This is a genomic window from Ruminococcus sp. YE71 (genome assembly GCF_900119155.1).
GTDB lineage: Bacteria > Bacillota > Clostridia > Oscillospirales > Ruminococcaceae > YE71.
Genome location: NZ_FPIR01000011.1, coordinates 32,053 through 53,690 on the forward strand (window position 1 = coordinate 32,053; position 21,638 = coordinate 53,690).

Consider the following 21,638-nt stretch of genomic DNA (forward strand, 5'->3'; position numbering starts at 1 on the left):
AGTCACTTTAAATTCAGGATAGCGACCGCTTCGGAGATTGTTTTTTCAAGGGCTTCTCTGCCATAGCTGTCTACCTGCGACTTGTTTTTCTCCTCGTGGGTGAGACAGCCCGCTCCGCCGATACATCCGCCTGTGCAGGCCATTCCCTCGATGAAATTCTCGGCGAGAACTCCGCGCTTTTTCTTCATCAGGGCGGTACGGCATTCCTCGATGCCGCTGCAAACGCTCGGGTTCACTTCCGGCACGAGACCCTGTTCTGCGACAGCTTCCGCCACCGCGTCCGACAGTCCGCCGCTTCGTGCGAATATCCTGCCGAAGTAGGAAGCGTTGTCGAGCACGTCCTCTTCAAGGGAGGTCAGCTCGATGTCCCTGCTGTCGAACAGCGCCTGCAATTCCTCGAAGGTCAGCACCGCGTCAACGTAGGGGCGTACTTCCTTGCGCTGTATCTCGGCTTTCTTTGCCGTGCAGGGCCCGATGAAAACTATCTTTGCGTTCTCGTGGGTGTCCTTTATGTACTTTGCGAGAGCCGCCATAGGCGAGGGGTTGTGGGAGATGTGCTCTTCAAGCTCGGGGAAAGCCGACTTAATATATGCCACGAAGGCGGGGCAGCACGAACTGGTCAGGAAGTCTTTTTCGGCAAGTTCCTTCGACTCTTCGAGTGCGACCATATCGGCGCCGAGAGCCGCTTCGACCACCGCGTGGAAGCCGAGCTGTTTCAGTCCGCTGACCACCTGACCGAGCTTTGCATAAGTGAACTGGCTCGATATCGAGGGGGCGACCACGGCGTATATCCTGCTGCCGTTCTCGCGGCTTTTCTTGATAAGGTCGATAACGTCGAGTATGAAAGACTTGTCGGTTATCGCGCCGAAGGGGCACTGGTAAACGCAGGCGCCGCAGGAAATGCACTTGTCGCGGTCGATGGCGGCGGTCTGTTCCTCGTTGATGGTGATAGCCTTGACCTTGCAGGCGTTCTGACAGGGACGCTTGCGGTTGACTATCGCCGAGTAGGGGCAGACCTTCGAGCAGCGTCCGCATTCAACGCACTTGCTCTTGTCGATATGCGCCCTGTGGTCGTGTCCGAAGGAGATAGCCCCTCTCGGACAGACATCCTCACAGCGGTGTGCAAGGCAGCCGCGGCAGGAGTCGGTCACTTCGTAGCCTGCGGCAGGACATTCGTCGCAGGCGATGTCGATGACCTCGATAATGCTCTGTTCCGACTTGCCGATACCCATCGCGAGCTTCACCCTCTCCGCGAGGATGGCACGCTCCTTGTAGACACAGCACCGCATAGAGGGGGTCTTGCCGGGCACTATGGTCTTTGGGATATCGAGCAGGCTTTCGAGCAGGGTGTCGTCCCATGCCCGTCTTGCGACCTCACGAAGTACCTTGTATTTCAGATACTGCACCTTGGTATCGAAAACTCGTTTATTCTTCATCATACACCTCAGAAATAGCTGACCTTTATTCGTTTTCCCATATTTTTCAGACATTTGGAAAGCTCCTCGACGAGATTCATCTTTATCGAGAAGTTTATCGGCAGTTCGGGGTTCTGGTGAGCGGGGTTGACCGCTCTGCCGACGTAGAAATTTATATCGGTGGCTTCCTCGAACAGCAGTCTGCTGATGAGGGAAGCGCCGTCGCGCTGGTAGTTCCACTCCTCGTAGAACCTGTTTTCGCCGAGATAGTCGTTGGCGTATTCGAGCACCTTGTTGACCGTGATAACGCCCTCGGTCACAAGGTCAACGCCGTCGATGTAGGCGATAGGCGGAACATCGCTCCGCGTGAAGTCAAGGCTTGCGGTCACGGTGGTGCCGAGCCATTTGGCGGCTATCGAAGAAGTCGTTCCGCCGCAGATTATGTGCTTGCCCTCCTTCGAGAAGAACAGGCTCATCATTCTTGAACAGTCGTCCTTGTTTGCGGGAGGACCGAAGAGGATGTTCATCGGCTCGCGCTTGCGTATCTTGACCACGCAGGATGTGGCGTCATCGCCGGGTTCGCCGCCGTAAAGCCTGCTGCACTCGTCGATGAGCATGGTGGCGAGGTTCTTGGCGGTATATCCGCCTGCCGCCGCCGCTTCCATGAACTCCGCGATATCCTCACGCTTCCAGCCGAAGTTGTACACACGGCCGAGACCTGCGTGGGGGCATCCGTCGCTCATCGCCACGAACACGTCGTTCTCACGCAGTTTCAGCACGGTCTTGAATATCCGCTTGCCGCCGATGGTCATTTCGGTTTTTGGGTAATCGGTCACGGCAAGGTCTCTGATGAAGATGATGTGGGGGTTGTCGTACTGTATCAGCTCGGCAGACTCGTTGTTCATCAGATGGATGATGGTGAATGTCGAATACGCCACACCTCGTTCATGGCAGATGGGAAGCGTAGCCGCGATGGTCTCGACGCATTCCTCCAGCGGGAGACCTGCCGCGAGCATGGTAGAGATTATCTTCGAGGTGAGGGTCGAGAGGATGCTCGCCTTAACGCCGCTGCCCAGTCCGTCGGCAAGCACGATGACCGACGAGCCGTCGTCCTGTTCCACAACGTCCACATGGTCGCCGCAGAGCTGTTCGCCGAAATGTGAGATGCTTTTGTAGCCTATATCTGCGCAGAGGTCATTCATCACTTATCGACTCCTTGAGCTTTGTGAGTGCTATCTTTGTCTCGGCGGCAGTCTCACCGAGGAGCGAAGCTATCTCCTGAACTATCCGCATCTGTTTATCGACCACCTTGTCGGCGATCTCGACGGTGCGGCGGCTTATCTCTTCCTTGCGTTCGCGGCTACGTTCCTCATCGGTAACGTCGCGCATGATGCAGATGAGCATCCTGCTCTCCTTATCGGGAACGACCGTCTGCTCGACGTACTTCTGATACTCGGCGAGGAAGGTCTTGCTGTTGTACACGCCCACCCCCGATTTCTGCACCTTGATGAAGATGGCGGGGTCGAGTATGCGCACCACCTGATCGCCCAGAATATCCGAGCCGTGGCGGAGATTCATTATCTTCATGGCGGCTGAATTGATCTGCTGGACTTCCAGCTTGTCGTTGAGCACGATGAGTGCGTTGGGGGTGTTCCTTACGATTGTGTCGGAGAAGCTCTCCGCCTTGTCCTTCAGGAACGGCAGGCACATGGAAACTTCCGCCTTGCCCTGGAATATCGCCGCCGCCTTTTCTCGGCAGGTATTGTAGCCGCAGGTACCGCAGTTGAGCTCCTGCTCGGGCTTGAATTTTCCCATCTGGTGGAGTATCTCTATCAGCTCGTACTCGGTGGGCTGAGCGGCGCGGCGTTCTATAAAGGTATAGCTCTTGTGCAGTTCAACGCTGTCGTGCTCCGCTGTGTCGAAGTCCTTCACGCCCGCGTAGCCCGTAACGGCGATGATGTCTCGGACGGTGCTCTTGCGGTACTTCTCCATCGCAGGGCCGCCGACACAGCTCCCGGCGCAGGCGGACATCTCGATAAAGCACTTGTGGATGCCGCCGTTCTCGATGTCGCGGAGTGCGCTTATGCAGTTGTCGATGCCGTCCGCCGCGATATATGAATACCCCTGCTCGTCAAGCGACATGGACCTGAGTATGCCGCCTGCGGTGGGGAAGAGCCTTGTGCGGCTCTTTTCTTTCGGTATTATTTCTTTCTGCGGTTCAATGCCTTCGGATGCGAGCCATCTTGACAGCTGTTCAAAGGTCAGCACCGCGTCTATGTAGCCTTCATAGTGTTCCGCCTCGTCCATTTTCGAGATGCAGGGTCCTATGAACACCACCTTCGCATTCGGTATGCGTTTCTTTATCTCCATGCTGTGCGCCTGCATCGGTGACACCACATCCGCAAGATACGGGAGCGCTTTCGGGAAGTACTTCTGTATCAGCAGATTTACCGAATGACAGCAGGAGGAGATGAGTATGTCACGCTGTTCTTCGTGCAGGATACGCTCATATTCGTTCTTGACTATCGCCGCGCCCACCGCAGTTTCCTCAGCCGAGTGAAAGCCGAGCTTTTTCAGAGCAGAGTCGATGGCTTCGATGCCGATACCGCTGTAATTTGCGATGAAAGAGGGGGCAATACTCGCGACTACGGGGTCTCCGCGCTGTATCAGCACCTTAGCCTTCTCGGTCTGGTCTTTTATCTCTTTTGCATTCTGGGGACAGACTACGAAGCACTGACCGCAGAGTATGCACTCGTTGCCGATGATGTGCGCCTGATTCGCCGAAAAACGTATCGACTTCACGGGGCACTGCCTTATGCACTTGTAGCAGTTCTTGCAGTTCGATTTTTTGAGCGTGAGAAAATCCGACATTTAAATACCTGCCTTTGCTTTCGACAAAACTCTCTCCTTGAAAAACTCACTGAAATTCTGTTCGGTCACGCCCGTGAACACATCCTCATCGACCTTGACCGTAACGCCCTCGCGGTTGCATTTCCCGAGGCAGAAGCCGCCCGTTATCAGCACCTCATCCTCAAGACCGTGAGCGGCGATCTCGGCCTCGATCCTTTTTACCAGCTCCTCAGAGCCTTTGAGGTGGCAGGACGAACCGACGCATATCTGTACGACGGTCATTTGCGTGCTCCCGTAAGGATCACCGTCTCGAAGAATTCGCGTGCGCTTTCGGGGGTGACAGAGTAGAACTCGCCGTCAACAGTGACGCACACGCCCTCCTGGCATCTGCCCATGCAGAATGTTCCGCCGAGAGAAACGAGGTCGCCCAGCTCATACTTTGCGATGAGATTCTGGAACTCGCTGACGATGTTTCTCGAACCCTTCAGGTGACATGACGAACCAATACAAACTACGACTTTCATTTTCGTGCCCTCCTTGTTATCACTGATCGACTACGTTTACCCAGCCCAGCAGGAACTCGCGCTCCTTGGCGTTGCCCTTGACCGACTGCGAAGCCGCAACTATCGGCATCCAGGACTGAACGTACTTCATGTCGGTGCCGCTCATCGAGCAGAACAGGTCGAGGTAGATGTCAGCGCCGCCGATATCGCCGTCCAGCCAGAAGCAGAGGTACGATCTTGCCGCGTCAGCCGAAGCGTTGCCCTGAGTTGCGTGTGCCCAGTCGATGATGAAGGGGGTGCCGTCCTCGGCGATGATGACGTTCGAGGTGTTGAAGTCGCCGTGGCAGAGCTTGTTGTGCTTGGGCATACCCTCAAGACGGGTGTGAAGGTCGTAGCGGACGGTAGCCGCAAGCTCGGCCTGTGAGATCTTCGAGTTCATTTTGTCCTTGAGCTTGCTCAGCATGGGGCAGGTCTTGGAGTGGATGATGAGCTGCTGCTCTACGAAGAATTTGATCCATTTCTCGGCGTTCTCGGGCTCTTCCGAAATGATCTGCGCAAGGGTCTTGCCCTTGATGTAGTCGGATACGATCGCCCACTTGCCGTCGATGGTGGTGACCTCGTGGATCTTCGGCATCGAAAGTCCTGTCTCTTCGACCCTTGCCTGATTGAGCGCCTCGTTGAGCACCATAGCCTTCGAGAAGTTCTCGTTGAACACCTTGATGCATTTGTCACCGTCACGGTAAACGGTCTTGTTGTTTCTGACTGCTATCACTCTGTCGAGCTTCATAATCTTCCTACCTCCTGAAAGTATCGTGTAAGTTGTTTTTCCGATAACAATTATACCACAATCGTCCATAACATGGAATTATAAATTTTATATATAGTATTATCAATGGCTATATATGAAATTGCAATAAAAAAACCGCACATATCGTGCGGTTTTGATAAATTTATCAGAGATATTTGCGCTTGCTCATGCACACCTCGGTGATGAACAGCTTTTCGAGCTTTGAGAGATTGTGGTCGTTGCGGTGGATCAAAACGTCGCGGTATAGCTTGTCGTTATCGGCGCAGGGTTTTTCCACAAGGTCGTAGCGTTCGAGCATTTTGTCGGTCAGGGGGGACACCCACATGAAGGTCTCCTCATTGTCGGTGAGCAGGTCGAACTGACTTCCGCGCTCGAACACGAATATCCTGCGGCGGATATTGTCGGGCAGCTCCTCCCGTCTGACCTCGGCCATTGACATGAATGGCACATAGGGGTCGGCGTGGGCTATCTCGATGTATTTTTCAAGGTCGGTGAAGTGTATCTCGTCAAGCTCTGCGAGGGGGCTTCTCCTGCTCATGACCAGCATGAACCTGAACTCCGAGATGAGCTCATACTCCAGCCCCTTGTCGGTGAACATCGACTTGAAGTACTTGTCGAAGTGGGAAGCATACCTGACGATACCGAGCTTGTATTCCGAGGACAGGACGTTCTTTATGGTGTTCGAGGCGTTGGTCTCGCGGTAGAATATCTCCACGGGGTCGCTGCCTATCTTCTGCGTGAAATTCGCGAACCCCTCGGAGATATAGGTAGCCCTCGGCACGCACACCGAAAAGCGCTGTTTCTGCACGAAACTGCCCTTGTAGATATTCTCGACCTCGTCTATCTGCTTCTGGATATTGGCGGCGTAATTGAGGAAAGCCTCGCCCTCGGGGGTCGGGGTCATCCCTCGGGTCGTCCGCTCGAAGATGGTTATCCCGAGACTGCCTTCAAGCTCTTTGATAGCGCGGCTGAGGTTCGGCTGAGCGATGAGGAGCGTCTCTGCCGCCTTGTTTATCGAGCCCGACCGTGCGACCTCAAGTGCGTATTTCATGTGAAGAACGTTCATCCCGTCATCCCCCTATATTATGATTGTATACATTATAACATATTAATCACTTTTTTTCAATATCTGTGACCATTATTCTTGAAAAAAAGACAGCTGTGTGTTATAATTGACTCGGGACAGGAAGGCTGTCCGCGATACTTTGGGACAAGGAAGAATTATCATGTTAAACAGAAAACTTGCCGCTGTGGCTGCGGCACTCATAGCCGTTTCGCTGTTCGCTTTTCAGGCGAGCGCAGACACTTCGGGCAGCACGGTCAACATCACCGTCGATGCCTCGAAAGACCGCAAGGCCATCTCGCCGTACATCTACGGCACGAACGCCGAGCTCATGAACAACGACACCCTGATGAAGTCGGTGCGTGCGGGCGGCAACCGCTACACCGCCTACAACTGGGAGAACAACGCTTCAAACGCTGGCTCTGACTGGAAGAATAACTCCGACGGGTATTTTCAGCAGAGTGTGGACGAGTCGCTGAGGGACAAGCCGGGATGCATAGCCCTTCAGCTGGCGGACGTCTGCAAGAAAAAGGGCGCGTATCCGCTGATGACCCTACAGCTGGCAGGATACGTGGCGGCGGACACGAACGGCGAGGTATCGGCTTCCGAGAAAGCACCTTCCGACAGGTGGAACAAGGTGGAGATGGTCAAGGGCTCGGATTTCACTCTGACTCCCGACCTGAACGACGGCACTGTCTACATGGATGAGTTCGTAAACTATCTGGTGCAGACGCTTGGCGACTCGCAGAACGGCGGTATCAGGGGCTATTCCCTCGACAACGAGCCAGGTTTGTGGAGCACTACCCATTCGCGCATCCACCCCGACAGGACTTCCTGCGCGGAGATAGTCGAGAAATCGGTCACCATGTCAAAGGCGGTCAAGGCCATCGACCCGAACGCCGATATCTTCGGGCCTGCGCTGTTCGGCTACGGTGCCTTCACGAACTTCGCGGGGGCTGAGGACTGGAACATCATCCGCGCCGACCACCCCGAATACCGCTGGTTCATCGACTACTATCTGGAAGAGATGAAGAAGGCGGAGGACGAGTGCGGCACACGCCTGCTCGACGTTCTCGACGTGCATTTCTATACCGAGGCGAAGGGCGCCTGCGGTGAGCGCTACTGCCAGCACTACAACGACCCCGACTGCGTGAAAAACAAGCTCAATGCCACACGCAGTATGTGGGACGACACCTACACCGAGGACAGCTGGATAACCGACACGGGCGCGGAGTTCCTGCCGATACTTCCTGCGCTGAAACAGTCGGTGGACACCTACTATCCCGGTACGAAGATAGCCATAACCGAGTATGATTTTCAGGGCGCTTACGACGTGACGGGCGCTGTTATGGAGGCCGACGCGCTGGGTATTTTTGCGCAGAACGAAGTCTACTGTGCGAACCTGTTCTCGATGGACGCGCAGTATCAGCTGGCAGGCATCGACCTCTACACCAACTACGACGGGCAGGGGAGCGGCTTCGGCGACACCCTCGTTTCCTGCGTCAGTGACGATATTGAGACTTCGACTGCCTATGCCGCGATAGACGGCGACAACACCGATGTTCTGCGCGTGGTGGTCACAAACAAGTCCTTTGCCGAAACGACTACCGCCAACATCAGCCTCGGCGAAGAGTACGGCTATGTGCATCTCTACGGCATCAACGACATGGCGGCGAAGGTGTTCGATATGTCCGACACGAATCCTGCCGTGAAGCTGGACGGCAGCAGCGTCACCCTCGAAATGCAGCCGAGGACTGTTTCGCTGCTCGTCATCGCGAAGAACAAGGATGCGCTGACATCCGCTTCGGAGAGCGTTCCCGCAGGGCAGGCAGAGACAAAGGAGGTAAAGCGCAACTTTACGCCCGTGCTGGCAGGCGCAGGTGCTCTTGCAGTTGCCGCCGCCGCAGTATTCGCGGTCAGAAAGCGCAAAAAGTAAAAAGACATCGGCAGTTTCGGAAAGGGGAGCGGACAGGGTATGCACTATGTAAAAGCAAAGTCGCTTCTGACGGCTCACAACGGTATGAATATCTACCGCGGCTGCACCCATGGCTGTATCTACTGCGACAGCAGGAGCAGGTGCTATAATTTCGAGCATGATTTTGAAGATGTGGGCGTGAAGGTCAACGCTCCCGAACTGCTTGAGGAGATACTGCGCACAAAGCGCCGAAAGATCGTCATCGGCACGGGCTCGATGTGCGACCCTTACCAGCCCTGCGAGGAAAAGCTGATGCTGATGCGAAGGTGTCTTGAGCTCATCGACAGGTACGAGTTCGGGGCGGCGGTCATCACCAAGTCAGACCGCGTGCTGCGTGACATCGACCTGTTCGACAGCATCAACAGCAAGGGGAAAAGTGTTCTGCAAATGACTCTGACCATCGCCGACGATGACCTGAGCCGTATCATCGAACCGAACGTCTGCCCGACGAGCAGGCGTTACGAGGTGCTCAAAGCGTTCCAAAAGCGTGGGATTCCGACGGTGGTGTGGATGAGCCCCTTCCTGCCGTTCCTCACCGATACCGACGGGAATTTCGACAGGCTGATGGAGTACTGCCTTGACGTGGGGGTGAAGGGCATCGTCTGCTTCGGGATAGGCATGACCCTGCGTGAGGGGAGCAGGGAGTACTTCTATCGGGCGCTCGACAGGCATTTTCAGGGGCTGAGCAGGCAGTATATGATGCGGTACGGCGACTCATACGAGGTCGCGAGCGGCAACAGCTACAGGCTGATGCGCAGGTTCCATGAGACCTGCGACAGGTACGGCATCATCCATTCCCCCGAGGAATGCTTTGCCTACATCTCCGACCTGCCCGACAGATACGAACAGCTGAGCTTTTTCTGAATGACATTTGTCACTGCATCTGCATGACAAACGTCTGCGAAAAAATTACATACGGCATCTTGAAACCGACGCGGATATATGTTATAATTTATTTAACAAATCAAAGACCGCGGTATTACGCTGCCGCGTGACGGAAGGAGATGCTGAGGTATGACTGTACTATTAGCTGTTGCATGGGTCATTTCGCCCCTGATACTTATACCTCTTCTGATAAGCCGCTCGGCTAAGCTGAAAAAATACAAGCTGTTCGTTGACCAGCTTTTCGCTCAGGGAAGGATAGACCGCTACGAGCTGATGACGCTTGTCGCGGCGATGCGCGGCGAACCCGTTCAGCCGAACAGGCAGATGCAGGGCGCCGAAGGCTACCGCCCAGAACAGGGCAGACGTTCGGTGCTGATAGGACCGCCTGTCGCTCCGAAGCCTTCCGACCTTTACGGTCCGCCCGTTCCCGACAGGCTGAGAAACGACGGCGTTCAGAGGGTAGCCGCTCAGAGAGCAGTGCCGCCTGCACCTCAGACCGCACCGCAGTCCGCACCCGTTCCGCCGTTCCCTCAGAGACCGCAGAACGCCCCCGTTCAGAACGTTCCTCCGCAGGCGTATCAGCCTGCCGCTGCTCAGACGGCAGGAGCCGCTCAGCAGCCCGCATATGTTCCTGTACGTCCCGTACAGTCTGTTCAGCCCCCGAAGCCGAAAAAGGAACGCAACCCTGCGTCTGTGCTTCTCGGCATAGGCGCTGCCCTTGTCATCCTCGCGGGAATGGTATTCTCGAAGGCGGCATGGCTCGATATGAACAACTGGGGCAGAGTCGGAGTGATAGCGCTCATGAGTCTGTTCTTCTTCGGCTGCTGTGCCTTCGCACACAAGAAACTTAAACTCAGGAACACCTCGATGGCTTTCTACCTGCTGGGTTCGGTATTCGTCGGCGTTACTTTCGTGACGATGGGATACTTCGGGCTCGTGGGCGAATGGCTGTCGGTCAGCGGTGACGGCTTCTGGCTGCTGTACAGCCTTGCCACCCTGCTGATAACGCTGTTCCTCGCACACGCCGCGAAGCTGTATAAGATGGGCGGCTTCGTACACGCGGCTCTTTACAGCGGACTTGTCTCGTTCACCCTCATGAGCGTTCAGGTCATCGAGGACAGGCGCTGGTGGGCGTTCGCGCTCAACGTTATCGCGGCAGTCCCGATATACCTGCTCTACAGCGAGAACACGAAGTTCGCCAAGGAAAAAGGCGACCCGTTGAGGATATTCACCGTCGTGACTGCAAGCGTCTACGCTATGACGGCTCTGCCTTTCATGATGGTCGATCTGGCAGGCAGATGGGAACTCCCCGAACTGCTGACCGCACTGGTGTGGTTCGCACAGGCGATGTACTACGGCAGTGTGCTCGACAATATCTACCTCAAGGCTGCACACGCAGTCGGACGAATCATCATCATCGCAGAGATGACCTGCATGATAGTTGACACAGGCGCAAACGACCGCACGATGATGTTCGCATTTATCATGTTCGTGATGGCGCTTGTTTGGCGGTACATCCCCGTCATCCGTTCGGGCTTCTCCGACTGGGGCGATATTCTCGCGCTGTTTACGGCGCTTATCGTATACCGTACCAACGACAAGTTCACGAGCTTCCTGTGCGATATGGCTATCGCGCTGATGCTCACCGCACTTTTCACGGTACACACCTTCGGGCGCAAGGAGAGCGCGGCCTCGAAGATCGCAAAGCACCTGCTCCCGCTGAGTGCCCTCCTCTCGGCATGGACTGTTTCGGCAGCCATCGTGAAGTCGCTCGATTATCCCGACACACAGAGCAGAGTGCTCGGGGCACTGCTCCCGATGATGCTCATAAGCTTCGCTATGTCCTTCGCCTTTGCGAATGTCGGCAGACTGCGCACGGCGGTTTCCGACGCCGTGTTCCCCGTAAGCCTTTTCTCCTGCGGTCTTGCCGCACTCATGGCAGGCGGTACGAAGGGCTATATCATCTCCGCCTGTGCGTTCCTTCTCACGGCGGTGCTTATGCTGATGCTCTCGCAGAACGGGAACACTATGGCTAAGGTCATGAAACACCTGCTTATAGTGCCTTTCACGGCTTTTGCGCTGAGTATGAGCGCAGTCCCCGATCTGTCGGCGGTATCCGAAATTAGCAGAGAGCTTTCCATGCTCATTTTCGCGGGTATCATCTTCGTGATGGCACTCGGCTTCAGATTCGCGGGTCTGCTGGGTGCAGACATCCGCACGGTGGTATCCGACTTCGGATTCACCATCCTGATATTCCTGACAGGCTTGGGACTCATCGACAGCGAATGCATGGCGGCGGCTCCGTTCCTCATGTCGGGTATCGCGGCGCTGACATTCATCTTTGAATACAAGCCGAAGCGCAGACGTCAGATACTGCTGATGCGCCTGTTCTTCCCCGTGACGATATGCTTCGCGGCAGGTTCGCTGTTCGGGAACCTCGACCTTGCTATCGGCTCGGCGATCGGACAGATACTCTACATCACCTTCGCGCTGGCAGTCATCCTTATCGGCTTCGACCGCGTACACAGACTGCGCACCCGATTCTCCGACTTTCTGCTGCCGATCATGGCCTTCGGTTCCGTGATGTACAGATGTGCGCTTTTGGAATCCGAAAGCTACAGCGAGCTTTTCACCGCACTTCTCGCAACGCTGCTGCTGACGGCTATGCTGGTATGGCAGGGCTGTCAGAAGAACGAGGGCAGACACCTTATCGTACACAGGATCGCGGCGCCTTTCACGCTGCTTATGTCTGTCAGCTTCCTCGATGATATTTTCCGCATCACCCACAGCTACAGCGAATCCATGTCCCTCTCGATGCTGACCGCTTCGGTAGTCGTGCTTATCGCGGCGGCGGCATTCACCTGCCTCGCAAAGCACTCCGAGGACTTTAAGGGTTACGCTCATTCCCAGTACGCCTGGAGTCTGGCGGCGGGACTGTTCATGCAGTGGTCGCTTACCGACAAGTACAGCTCCGCAGCGCTTCTCGCGGCTGTATGCGTGATGGCTATGGCGGTCGGGCTGTACATCCTCTGCCAGAACCAGAACAACGTGCTCATTTCCATATTCCCGATAGCGGCGTTCCTGCGTTCGGGCGTGTCGCTGGGCAGCTATATCTCCGCCGACACGGGCGCAAATTACGACCTGGTTATCCTGATAATCACCTGCTGCATGGCGGCTGTGCTCGCCTGCGGACGTCTGCTCTACCGTGAGCAGCTCTATCCGAGCGGCGAAAAGGGCAGACTCAGGCTCGACACGGCTTCCCTCGGCATTATGATAACTCCGTTCATGGCGCTTTCCTGCGCATCGGGCGTGAACGAACGCGCAGTTTACAGCATCTCGCTGATGCTTGCGGCGGCGTTCTTTGGGAACTTCATCCGTTCGGGTCACACCGACAAGACTAACCGCGTTATGATGACGATAGCTTCGGGATTGCTCTGCTGTCTCGTCTACACAAGACCTTTCCTCATCTCCGACGAAGCGGCGGTCAACGCGAAGATAAACCTCCTTCCGATGCTTGCATTCGGCGTCATCGTCCGCTTCATCTGGCGCGAGAACGAGAGCTTCGCATCCAGGCTGACCTTTGCGGCGCACGTTTCGGCGTTCGGCTTCCTGCTGCTCGACGCGCTGATGAATCAGAGCCTTGCGAACACCCTGTTCGTGCTGATAACCACTCTCATCATCCTGCTTGTCTCCTTCGCAAAGAAGAACGGCAAGTGGTTCGCGGTATCGGGTTCGGCATTCCTCGGGCTCACGCTCTACATCACCCAGTCGTTCTTCGGCAGGGCTGAATGGTGGGTATATCTGCTCGTGGCAGGTATCATCCTCATCGTGGTGGCGGCTGTCAACGAGTACCTCAAGAGCAACGGCACCTCCATCAAGAACGAAGCGGAGCGCTTCAAGAACCGTTGGGAGAAGTGAGAAAGAGAAAGGAGCGCAATATGAAACAAAAAAGAGTTATTTTCACGATGGCCGATGTCATCGCCGCGCTGATGCTGCATTACTGGTGTTTCTGGCTGATGTTCTATTACAGCGCGAGCATCGACGGGGCGATATATATCAGCAGCAGCTACGCCATCTGGGAGCGGAACTACCTCGTTCCCTTACAGCTGATAGGCATCCCGATAGCCGCGACTCTGGTCTCTGTGACGCTGTTCCGCAGGCTTCGCCGCCGCGGGCTGATAGGCAAGGGGTACATCGGGCTCGTGCTGTTCAATGTACTGCCGCTGTTTGCGATATGTGTGTGTTTCCTCACCGACTTTGCGTACTATTTCCACAGGCTGTACTGAAACGGGACGGCTGCACTGTTTTGAGCAATTAAAAAAGCTGTCGGAGCTTTTCGCTTCGGCAGCTTTTTTCGGCTTATTACTTTGTACCGCGCTTAGCGATGATGGATGCCATCTCGCCAACGTTTTTCATGCCCGATACCTCGCCCATCTTGAAGCGGAGCCCGAACTCGTTCTCCACCGCGCCGATGAGATTGATGTGCTCCATCGAATCCCAGTCCTCGATGTCGTCGGCGGTCGTGTCGGGAGTCACACGGATGCTGTCGTCATCGAAAACGTCCTGAAAAACCTCGTTCAGTCTCTTGTAAATGTCCTTTGTGTTCAGTGCCATTGTTCAGTCCTCCGTTATGTCAATGTATTTGGTTTTATATTCGTAGCCCTCGGTGAGGAGCTCGTACCTGCCCTCGCCCAGCTCGCTGAACCCGAACACGTCGGGGTAGAGCCGCTCGACCATCTTGTTCTTCGCGGTCGGCAGGTACACGCCCACGATGCGCTTTACGCCCTTTTCCTTGGCGCGGCGCACCAGCACGTCGAGCATCGCAAGCTCCATCTCGCGCTTCAGCACGCGGCAGCTCATAAGCCACAGGGTTATCTCCATCGTGTCGCCCTCGATCTCGCCCACGACCACCGAGACCACGCCGTTGTCGCCGCAGTTGTCGGTCAGCTTGCCGTAGAGGGTGATGTGGCTGTCGGACGCGGCGAAGCCTTCGAGCTGTTCGGCTGTGAAGCGGCGGGTGGTCAGGTTGAACTGATTCGACTTGTTGGTCAGCTGTGCGATGCGTTTGAGGTACAGGTCTTTGAACGCGCATATCTCCGCCTTCATCTCAAGGCTTGCGAGGTATTCGCCGTAGTCGCCTGCGTTTGCGGCGAGTGCGGCGCGTTTGGCGTTGCGCTTGTACATCTCGTTGCGGGCAAGGTCGTCGGCGCTGATGGCGGTGGGCTCGAAGTGACCGCCTGCGCTGATGGTCTGGATGTAGCTCTCGGGTCGGTCGCCGTCAAGTTCGGGAACAGCCGCTTCGGGGATGGTGCGGCGGACTATCGCACGCTCGGCAGGGTTGTCGTCCGCGAAAACTATCGCCGAGGGCAGCAGGTCGAGCTGCTGAACGGTCTCCAGCAGGTTGCGGTCTTTCGGCTCCCAGTTCGCCTTGATGAGCGCGAAATCCGCAGGTGTCACGGCGCCCTCGGGGTGGCTCAGACCCGCGATGGCGTTCTCCTCCTCGTTCTTCGAGCAGACGGTCAGCACCGCTCCCAGCTTCGCGAGGTCCTTGACGTACTGCTGGAACTCGTAGTAGCTCTGTGCCGTGCCCGTTTCCTGACCTATCTCCAGTCCGTCCACGCCGTCGTCGCCGACGATGCCGCCCCACATGGTGTTGTCGAGGTCGAGCGCCATCAGCTTGCGGTTCTTGCCGAAGATGGATTTGATGATGAGCGCCAGCTTGTAGGCGATGTTCGGCATGGCGTCGCGTGCGCACATATATTTGAACATATAGTAGCTGCTCCTGTCGTACCAGCGGTCGAGACCGTACTCGGCGGCGGTGCGGTTCAGGTCGAGCAGCAGGATGTCGCCGTTCTGAGCGGCTTCCGCGAAGCCCATGTTGAGGGCGTTGACGGCGTAGCCTGCGCCGCGGACATCCCAGCTGTCCATGCTGCCCATCAGCGCGTAGAACGGCGCGTCGAAATTGTTCTGGATTATCGGGCAGCCGAAGCGTTTCAGCTTGTCCCACAGCAGTCTGTAGCGGTCAAGCTCGGCTGCGATGCGGCTCTTGGCCTCGTCTGCGGAAAGGGAAGGGTCGGAGCGGAGTTTGAGGTTCACCGAGGAAGTGCAGACCCACACGATGTCGGGCTTGAACTCGTCAAGTTCGGGGTTGCCGAACACGCCGTCCTCGTAGTATTTGTTGTACTCGCTCACCCAGAATTCGGTCTCGATGCCGTAGTTCAGCAGGAAAAGCTCTGCCGCCGACACGATGTCGTCAGCCGTCGAGCCGCCAAGCACCGCGATGCGCTTTTTGATGCGCTCGCTGCCGTCCGCAAGAAGCTCACGCTTCAGGCTGCGGCGTTTTTTCAGTATAAACTGCGCGTCAAAGGGGTATTCAAGCTCTTTCATTCGTTTCTCTCCTTATGGGAAAATATCGCCTTTTCAGCAAGCATAGCCTATCCGCAAAAGAACTTCACGGATAGGCTAAAAATGTCATTTTACCAGGTGTTGTAGTCGTTGTATCCGCCGTCATCGTAGCCGTAGCCGCCGTCGTAATTTTCGGAGGTCTCTTCGGGCTGCTGTTCGGTCTCTGCGGCCGTTGTGGTGGTGGTCGGGTCGCCCTGATCGGGAACGATCACCTCGGGTTCGCCCTGTGAGGATGTGGTATCGGCAGGGTCGGAATAATTCTGGATGCGGATGTTTCCGATCATGTTGATGTGGCTCTCGGTGTGAGCCGCGCCGATGGATACCGCGAACAGCAGGTCGGTGCAGTCAACGTCCTCGATGAAGTTGATGGCGTTGAGCTGGAAGTAGCGGAAGTCGATAACGTAGATCTTCTCGAAGCCGTGTGTCAGGTACGGTACGAGCGCGTTTCCGAAGCTGTCCTTGATGATGACAAGGTTTCTGCCGTTGTGGATGTTGGTGTCGATCTCGACGATAACGTCATCCGAGCCGAGTATGCAGGAGTAGCAGTTCACGCCCGAAGCATACTCGTGGAACATCATGCCGCCCACCTTGCTGCCGAACCACTCGTCGTAGTTGTAGATGTCCAGCGAGCCGAGGTTGTTGGGCTTGTGGTAGATGAAGGTATCGGGATTCTGGTTCAGTTCCTCGTCGTAGTCGCTGTAGGCGTACATGGTGCCGACGAAGTTCTCTATCCTGCACTCCTCGTAGGAGGTTATCTCGGGGAAGTCGAACTTCGCCTTCTCAGCGAACACCTGTGCCGCGTAGTAAGCGCCAAGTGGCTGCCAGTGGTGGTCGGTGCGCGAGTAGATATACTCCTTCGAGTGTTTTTCCAGCGCGTCGTAGACGTCAACGTTCACGATGCCGTTCAGGTTGTTGCCGATGTTGGTGATGCAGTCGTGCTGCGAGGTGAACTGGTCGGCAAGGTTCTTCGGCATATAGTAGGCGCCTGCGGAGGGCATATTCATGGTGTAGACGTTGACCGAATTGCCGAGCTGCGCCTTGTACTTGTTGATGGTCTGCGCGTAGAACTCGCCCGAGCTGAACATTCCGTTGAATGCGCTCATGGCTCTTACGTCCTTGCCCTTGCCCGTTACGACAACGCTGCCTATCCACTCGCCGTCGTCAAGGTTCTCGGGAACTTCCGCGAGCTTTTCGGTGGTGGTCTTCTTGTCCTTTTTCTTTGTGGTGGTGGTCTTGTCCTTCTTGTTGGAGAAGTCGGTATTAATCGTGACTTCGGTGGTGGTGACCGCCTTTTCGGGGTCAAGTGTCTCCTTCTTGGTGGGAGCAAGACCGCCGTTTGAGATCTTTACGTCGCCCAGATGGATGCCGAACAGGTTGGTGAATTTCGACGATACGGGCTTTAAGTCCTCACGTCCGGGGATGGTGTCGGTGTACCATTTGGTGATGTCGGTGAAGTAGCTGCCGTCGAGCACCGACTCAAGTGTGAGCTTCGGCTTTTCGGCGAGGTTGCGGTTTTCCGAGCTGATGAATCCCGACTCTCTGTTGCAGAAGAGCAGGAATATCCCGAGCCCGAAGAATATAGTGCAGCACACGATAACATTCACTATCGAGAGCTGTTTGCGTCTGATCTCATCTGAGGAGAGTGCCGCTTCGGAAGCCTTTGGCTGTTCTGCCTGAACGGGCTTTTCGGGCTGTCTGCGAGCGGGCTGTGAAGGCTTGCGGGTGCTGTTCGGTCTTGCCGCAGCCTGACCGATGACAGCTGCCGAAGCAGGTACTGCCGCACGTTTTGCCGCTGATGCGGTTTTTTCCGCCGCCGCTGCCGTTCCTGCTGCTGCCGCAGTTCCTGCCGCCGCGCCTATCGCAGCCCATGACGCTGCCCCGTCGGGAGCGTTCGGCCTTACGGGAGGACGTTTGCCGCCCTGAGGAGCGTTCTGTGCAGGTCTTTTCGGCGGTCTGTTCTGCGGAGCGGGAGCAGATGCGTTTTTGGGCGCAGCAGGTCTGCCCCCCGAACGGGCAGCCATCTGGACTTCCGTTCTTTGCTGGGGGGTCAGTTTCGGCATCTCCAGCGTTTTGGGCTCAACGGCAGGAGTTTCATCGGCTGCCTGTCTTTGTACGGCAGTCGCGGCTTCCTTAGTCTTGCCCTGATTATACGCTTCGGGAGGAATGGTGATGCGTATCTGCTTGCGTTCTTCTGTCTTGATGTTGAGCTCCATTCTGCCGCCGTCGCTGAGCTGAGGATCTCTCCACATCTGAGCGATCTTCTCGATCATCTTTGCCTCACGCTCGGCGCGTTCCTTTTCGATAGCCGCCATGCGTCTGCGTTCTTCGGCTTCGGCGCGTTCTTTCATCTCGCGCTGGAAATTCTTGCGTGAGCGTTCCTCGTCGTTGCGGCGGGGTCTGTGAGCCGCGTGATGTTCCTGCGGCTGTTTCTGCTGAGTTTCTTCGGGGGGCAGGGGAGTGCCGTTCTCGGAGAGGGCGCTTGTCAGCCCGTCGAAAACGGGTTCATACTCGGTAGTCTGCTCCAGTGGCTTCGGAAATTCCCGAGCCGTGGTCTCTGCCTCTTCCGAGGTTTTTTCCGAGGTCTCCTGCGCAGTTTCCGCAGTCTCGGCCACGGGCGCCTCTTCGGGAGCAGTCTCGGGCTCCGTCTCGGGCTCGGCTGCGGTCTCTTCCACAGGTTCAGGCTCGGGACGGGGGCGGGGGATATAGGTCTCGCCGTTGAGTTCGGCAAGCATTCTTTCAAAATCGTCGTCAGCGCGGTGATCTTTCAGCTCCATTTCGACCTCGGTGACCGAATCGAGCAGCTCATCGGCTGAGATGTTATTCTTTTCGTCCATAAAGTCACCTCGTCAGAATCTGAAGTAAAGGAAGGGATTGTTCGTGGTATTGAGCAGCAGCACGGTGGAGAGCAGCAGCAGTGCGGCGTTGCACACGATGCCCACAGCCGCGACCGCAGTCTCGCGCGAGGGGTTGCCCTCGACCTGCTTCTGTACAATCTGCCTTATCGGGAAGGTGAAGAGCACCGCCGCCGCGAACAGGAAGATATACTGCATGAAGATGCGGTTGGTAACGGAGTTTGAAACGCCGCCGATACCCACCAGCGCTTTGAAGAACTTGCCCATGGCAGGCATATTCTCGAAGTAGAAGATACCGAAGCCCACCACGATGACCAGCTTGGTGTAGATATGCGCGGCGACTTTCGGCATTTTCTTGAGCTTTTTCTTGCCGATGAGCGTCTCGATGAATACGAACATACCGTAGTAGAGACCCCACAGCACGAAATTCCAGCTGGCGCCGTGCCAGAGACCCGTGCAGAACCATACCAGGAACAGTCCGCCGTACTTTCTGCGCTTGCCGAATATCGGCACGTAGAGCAGGTAGTCGCGGAAGAAGGAACCCAGCGAGATGTGCCATCTCTGCCAGAATTCGCCGATGGTGCGGCAGACGAACGGGTAGTTGAAGTTCTCGTCGAAATGGAAGCCGAAGATGCGTCCCATGCCTATCGCGATGTCGGAGTAGCCCGAGAAGTCGAAGTAGTACCACAGCGCAACGAGGGTCGCACCGTACCATGCGCCGAGCAGAGTCAGGCTGTCAGCAGCCTTGTAGCCGTCGGAAGCCTGACCGAAGCAGGCGGTAACGGCGGAGTTGATGTTGTTCGCGATTATGACCTTCTTGGCTATGCCGAGGATAAGGCGCGAGAAGCCTGCCGAGATGTCCTCGGTGGTGGCGTGTCTGTTGTCTATCTCCTCCGCGATGACCGAATAGCGGACGATAGGTCCTGCCACCAGCTGAGGGAACATGGAGATGTACAGCAGGTATTTTCTGAAGCTCCTCTGGGCGGGGGTCTTGTCCCACCAGCAGTCGAGAGTGTAGGATATATTCTGGAAGGTGAAGAAGGATATGCCTATCGGCATATGCATTTTCGGCACGGGGAGGTTCACGAACGGGATGAGGTTCAGGTTCTCGGCGATGAATCCCGAATACTTGAACGCCGCGAGCAGTCCGATGTTTACCACGAGGGAGAGCGCGAGATATTGCTTGCCCGTTTTCGTGTCGCGGTGCTTTGCGAGTGCAAGACCTGCCGCGTAGTTTATCAGCGAGCTTGCCAGCAGAAGCAGTACATAAAGCTGTTCGCCCCATGCGTAGAACAGCAGTGAAAATATGATAAGCACATTGTTTTTCATCTGTATTTTCGGACAGATGAAGTACAGTGCAAGACATAACGGTAAAAACAGATATAAGAATAAGTTGTCAGCAAAAACCATTCGTAGTATGCCCCTTACATTAAAAATTCATACTTCCCTATATTTCTCTATAAAGATACATTATATAGTATATCACTAAGGGCATATTTTGTCAATCTACTTTTTGTACAAAAAAAATCCCTCACTGTTTATGACTGATACCCATACAGAAGTTTTGCCCCGAAGCATTTCATAATTGCTTCGGGGCAATGTATTTATTTGACTGCTTAGGTAAATCAGAATTTACCTAACTATTTATACCTTGCAAGCCCTCATAATCTTCTCTAAGCATACCATAAATATTATAATCGCAATAAACAGAAACCATTTTTCCTTGGCGAACGGTTCCTTCTTTTATAAAACCACATTTTTCCATAACCTTATTTGAGGCAATGTTTCTTACATCCGCACGCCCATTCAAACGGTCTATTTCCGTGTTCTCAAATATAAACCGTACCACTTCCTTTAAAGCTTCTGTAGTAATTCCTATATTCCAGTACTCCGGATTAACTCTGTATCCTATATCACCCATTCTGGCATTTTGGATATTAAATACTGCAATCATGCCTACCACTTTATTGGATCCCTTCAATACGATTCCCCAATCAAAATCAGGAGAAGGTTTTCTTTTTACCCAGGGGCGGGCATCAATAAACATAAGCTCGGGATTTTTCTCATTCTTGCTTGCTTTTCTGCCCCAATATGTATAGATCTCATCTCTCCCAAGCCACTCTTTTAAATCAGGCACATCGTTTTCGTTAAGTGTACGAATAATCAGTCTATCAGTTTCAAGAATTGGTTTATCTATCTCATAATCTTTTAACATAGTTTCCTCCGTCATATTCCTATTTATGTTATTAACAATTATATCACCCCATTGTCGCGTTGTCAATAGAAACGCCATAGTACTTCTGACTTTCAATCAGAAATACTATGGCTTAATGCTTCTATATGAGTACCGGCTTTAACACAGAGAGGGAAAATTTTTTCTCAGTTGCTTTAATTATGCCTTGAGCCATGCGCACGCGATGTCGAGAGCCTCGTAAAGGCTGGTCACATCAGCGGTCTTGTCGATCTTGGGGGGCATGGTGGTCGCCATGCGGCGGAGCTTGAGCTTATCCGCCACCTCGAGCTTGCCCTGCTTCGATGTGCTCTTGATCTCGATCATTACCACATAGTCATCGTACATATTGCCGAAATAGATGGTATTATCCTTTCTTACGAGGGGCTTGCCCTTGTAAGTGAAAAACTTCATTTCTTCTGCCATCGTGTAATGCCTCTTTTCTTCGCTGATATATATTCCTTCTGAGCGGCAGTGCAGCGATCACCGCCGTAGATCGTTCAATATCCGATAAAACAATTATAACATATTATTTGGCGTTTGAAAAGCCTTTTTTATAAATTATCGCTAAATTTTCATTTTTTGTGTGTTTTACCGAACAAATTCATTATAACACCTTTATTGTGCGGAAAATGTCGGAATGAGACGTGCC

At 54.8% G+C, this 21,638-nt stretch carries 17 protein-coding genes; 4 read left to right on the plus strand and 13 right to left on the minus strand.

Features of this window, described 5'->3' with window-relative positions; all coding sequences use genetic code 11:
• Nucleotides 1-2 precede the first annotated feature (2 nt).
• From BT142_RS11115 to BT142_RS11145, 7 genes are all read right to left on the minus strand, one after another.
• Entirely contained in the window at nt 3-1,439 is a 1,437-nt protein-coding gene (locus BT142_RS11115; RefSeq protein ID WP_072418270.1) for a 4Fe-4S dicluster domain-containing protein, read from the minus strand.
• Between the two features lie 5 nt (nt 1,440-1,444).
• Nucleotides 1,445-2,617: a SpoIIE family protein phosphatase gene (locus tag BT142_RS11120; RefSeq protein ID WP_072418271.1), complete on the minus strand. Its 1,173-nt coding sequence runs from the start codon at nt 2,615-2,617 to the stop codon at nt 1,445-1,447.
• Nucleotides 2,610-4,286: a [Fe-Fe] hydrogenase large subunit C-terminal domain-containing protein gene (locus BT142_RS11125; protein ID WP_072418272.1), complete on the minus strand. Its 1,677-nt coding sequence runs from the start codon at nt 4,284-4,286 to the stop codon at nt 2,610-2,612. The genes BT142_RS11120 and BT142_RS11125 overlap by 8 nt, the downstream gene beginning before the upstream one ends.
• Complete coding sequence (locus BT142_RS11130; protein WP_072418273.1) at nt 4,287-4,547, minus strand: (2Fe-2S) ferredoxin domain-containing protein; 261 nt, start codon at nt 4,545-4,547, stop codon at nt 4,287-4,289. It abuts the gene before it with no gap.
• Complete coding sequence (locus tag BT142_RS11135) at nt 4,544-4,789, minus strand: (2Fe-2S) ferredoxin domain-containing protein (protein ID WP_072418274.1); 246 nt, start codon at nt 4,787-4,789, stop codon at nt 4,544-4,546. The genes BT142_RS11130 and BT142_RS11135 overlap by 4 nt, the downstream gene beginning before the upstream one ends.
• A 19-nt stretch (nt 4,790-4,808) precedes the next feature.
• Nucleotides 4,809-5,555 (minus strand): phosphotransferase, encoded by a 747-nt coding sequence (locus BT142_RS11140; protein WP_072418275.1) that lies wholly within the window; start codon nt 5,553-5,555, stop codon nt 4,809-4,811.
• A gap of 166 nt (nt 5,556-5,721) precedes the next feature.
• Nucleotides 5,722-6,642, minus strand: a complete 921-nt coding sequence (locus BT142_RS11145) for a LysR family transcriptional regulator (protein WP_072418276.1) — start codon at nt 6,640-6,642, stop codon at nt 5,722-5,724.
• A gap of 160 nt (nt 6,643-6,802) precedes the next feature.
• Between BT142_RS11145 and BT142_RS11150 the strand changes: the two genes are divergently transcribed.
• From BT142_RS11150 to BT142_RS11165, 4 genes are all read left to right on the plus strand, one after another.
• The gene (locus BT142_RS11150) at nt 6,803-8,575 is read left to right on the plus strand and encodes a glycoside hydrolase family 44 protein (RefSeq protein ID WP_242871966.1); all 1,773 of its coding nucleotides are present in this window, start codon (nt 6,803-6,805) and stop codon (nt 8,573-8,575) included.
• Nucleotides 8,576-8,614: 39 nt separating this feature from the next.
• Entirely contained in the window at nt 8,615-9,478 is an 864-nt protein-coding gene (locus tag BT142_RS11155) for an SPL family radical SAM protein (protein ID WP_072418277.1), read from the plus strand.
• Between the two features lie 150 nt (nt 9,479-9,628).
• Nucleotides 9,629-13,417 carry a hypothetical protein gene (locus BT142_RS11160; protein ID WP_072418278.1) on the plus strand — a complete coding sequence of 1,263 codons (3,789 nt, stop codon included), beginning with the start codon at nt 9,629-9,631 and terminating at the stop codon, nt 13,415-13,417.
• 20 nt (nt 13,418-13,437) lie between these two features.
• Entirely contained in the window at nt 13,438-13,785 is a 348-nt protein-coding gene (locus BT142_RS11165) for a hypothetical protein (protein WP_072418279.1), read from the plus strand.
• Between the two features lie 76 nt (nt 13,786-13,861).
• Here BT142_RS11165 and BT142_RS11170 read toward each other — a convergent pair whose 3' ends face one another.
• From BT142_RS11170 to BT142_RS11195, 6 genes are all read right to left on the minus strand, one after another.
• Complete coding sequence (locus BT142_RS11170; RefSeq protein WP_072418356.1) at nt 13,862-14,107, minus strand: acyl carrier protein; 246 nt, start codon at nt 14,105-14,107, stop codon at nt 13,862-13,864.
• 9 nt (nt 14,108-14,116) lie between these two features.
• Nucleotides 14,117-15,886, minus strand: a complete 1,770-nt coding sequence (locus BT142_RS11175) for an HAD-IIIC family phosphatase (protein ID WP_072418280.1) — start codon at nt 15,884-15,886, stop codon at nt 14,117-14,119.
• Nucleotides 15,887-15,975: 89 nt separating this feature from the next.
• A complete protein-coding gene (locus tag BT142_RS11180; RefSeq protein WP_072418281.1) occupies nt 15,976-18,738 on the minus strand; it encodes a DHHW family protein in 2,763 nt (920 codons plus the stop codon).
• 12 nt (nt 18,739-18,750) lie between these two features.
• Nucleotides 18,751-20,085, minus strand: coding sequence for an MBOAT family O-acyltransferase (locus BT142_RS11185; protein ID WP_278277308.1), 1,335 nt, complete (start codon nt 20,083-20,085; stop codon nt 18,751-18,753).
• Nucleotides 20,086-20,392: 307 nt separating this feature from the next.
• On the minus strand, nt 20,393-20,971 hold the full coding sequence (locus BT142_RS11190) for a GNAT family N-acetyltransferase (RefSeq protein ID WP_072418283.1): 579 nt from the start codon (nt 20,969-20,971) through the stop codon (nt 20,393-20,395).
• Between the two features lie 177 nt (nt 20,972-21,148).
• Nucleotides 21,149-21,412, minus strand: a complete 264-nt coding sequence (locus BT142_RS11195) for a hypothetical protein (RefSeq protein WP_072418284.1) — start codon at nt 21,410-21,412, stop codon at nt 21,149-21,151.
• Nucleotides 21,413-21,638: the final 226 nt, after the last annotated feature.

Bases quoted from the DNA above. Each gene is read 5' to 3' on its own strand.
- BT142_RS11195 (WP_072418284.1), bottom strand. From the start codon at position 21,412: ATGGCAGAAGAAATGAAGTTTTTCACTTACAAGGGCAAGCCCCTCGTA.
- BT142_RS11120 (WP_072418271.1), bottom strand. From the start codon at position 2,617: ATGAATGACCTCTGCGCAGATATAGGCTACAAAAGCATCTCACATTTC.
- BT142_RS11165 (WP_072418279.1), top strand. From the start codon at position 13,438: ATGAAACAAAAAAGAGTTATTTTCACGATGGCCGATGTCATCGCCGCG.
- BT142_RS11155 (WP_072418277.1), top strand. From the start codon at position 8,615: ATGCACTATGTAAAAGCAAAGTCGCTTCTGACGGCTCACAACGGTATG.
- BT142_RS11180 (WP_072418281.1), bottom strand. From the start codon at position 18,738: ATGGACGAAAAGAATAACATCTCAGCCGATGAGCTGCTCGATTCGGTC.
- BT142_RS11185 (WP_278277308.1), bottom strand. From the start codon at position 20,085: ATGAAAAACAATGTGCTTATCATATTTTCACTGCTGTTCTACGCATGG.
- BT142_RS11130 (WP_072418273.1), bottom strand. From the start codon at position 4,547: ATGACCGTCGTACAGATATGCGTCGGTTCGTCCTGCCACCTCAAAGGC.
- BT142_RS11140 (WP_072418275.1), bottom strand. From the start codon at position 5,555: ATGAAGCTCGACAGAGTGATAGCAGTCAGAAACAACAAGACCGTTTAC.
- BT142_RS11145 (WP_072418276.1), bottom strand. From the start codon at position 6,642: ATGAACGTTCTTCACATGAAATACGCACTTGAGGTCGCACGGTCGGGC.
- BT142_RS11175 (WP_072418280.1), bottom strand. From the start codon at position 15,886: ATGAAAGAGCTTGAATACCCCTTTGACGCGCAGTTTATACTGAAAAAA.
- BT142_RS11150 (WP_242871966.1), top strand. From the start codon at position 6,803: ATGTTAAACAGAAAACTTGCCGCTGTGGCTGCGGCACTCATAGCCGTT.
- BT142_RS11160 (WP_072418278.1), top strand. From the start codon at position 9,629: ATGACTGTACTATTAGCTGTTGCATGGGTCATTTCGCCCCTGATACTT.
- BT142_RS11135 (WP_072418274.1), bottom strand. From the start codon at position 4,789: ATGAAAGTCGTAGTTTGTATTGGTTCGTCATGTCACCTGAAGGGTTCG.
- BT142_RS11190 (WP_072418283.1), bottom strand. From the start codon at position 20,971: ATGTTAAAAGATTATGAGATAGATAAACCAATTCTTGAAACTGATAGA.
- BT142_RS11115 (WP_072418270.1), bottom strand. From the start codon at position 1,439: ATGATGAAGAATAAACGAGTTTTCGATACCAAGGTGCAGTATCTGAAA.
- BT142_RS11125 (WP_072418272.1), bottom strand. From the start codon at position 4,286: ATGTCGGATTTTCTCACGCTCAAAAAATCGAACTGCAAGAACTGCTAC.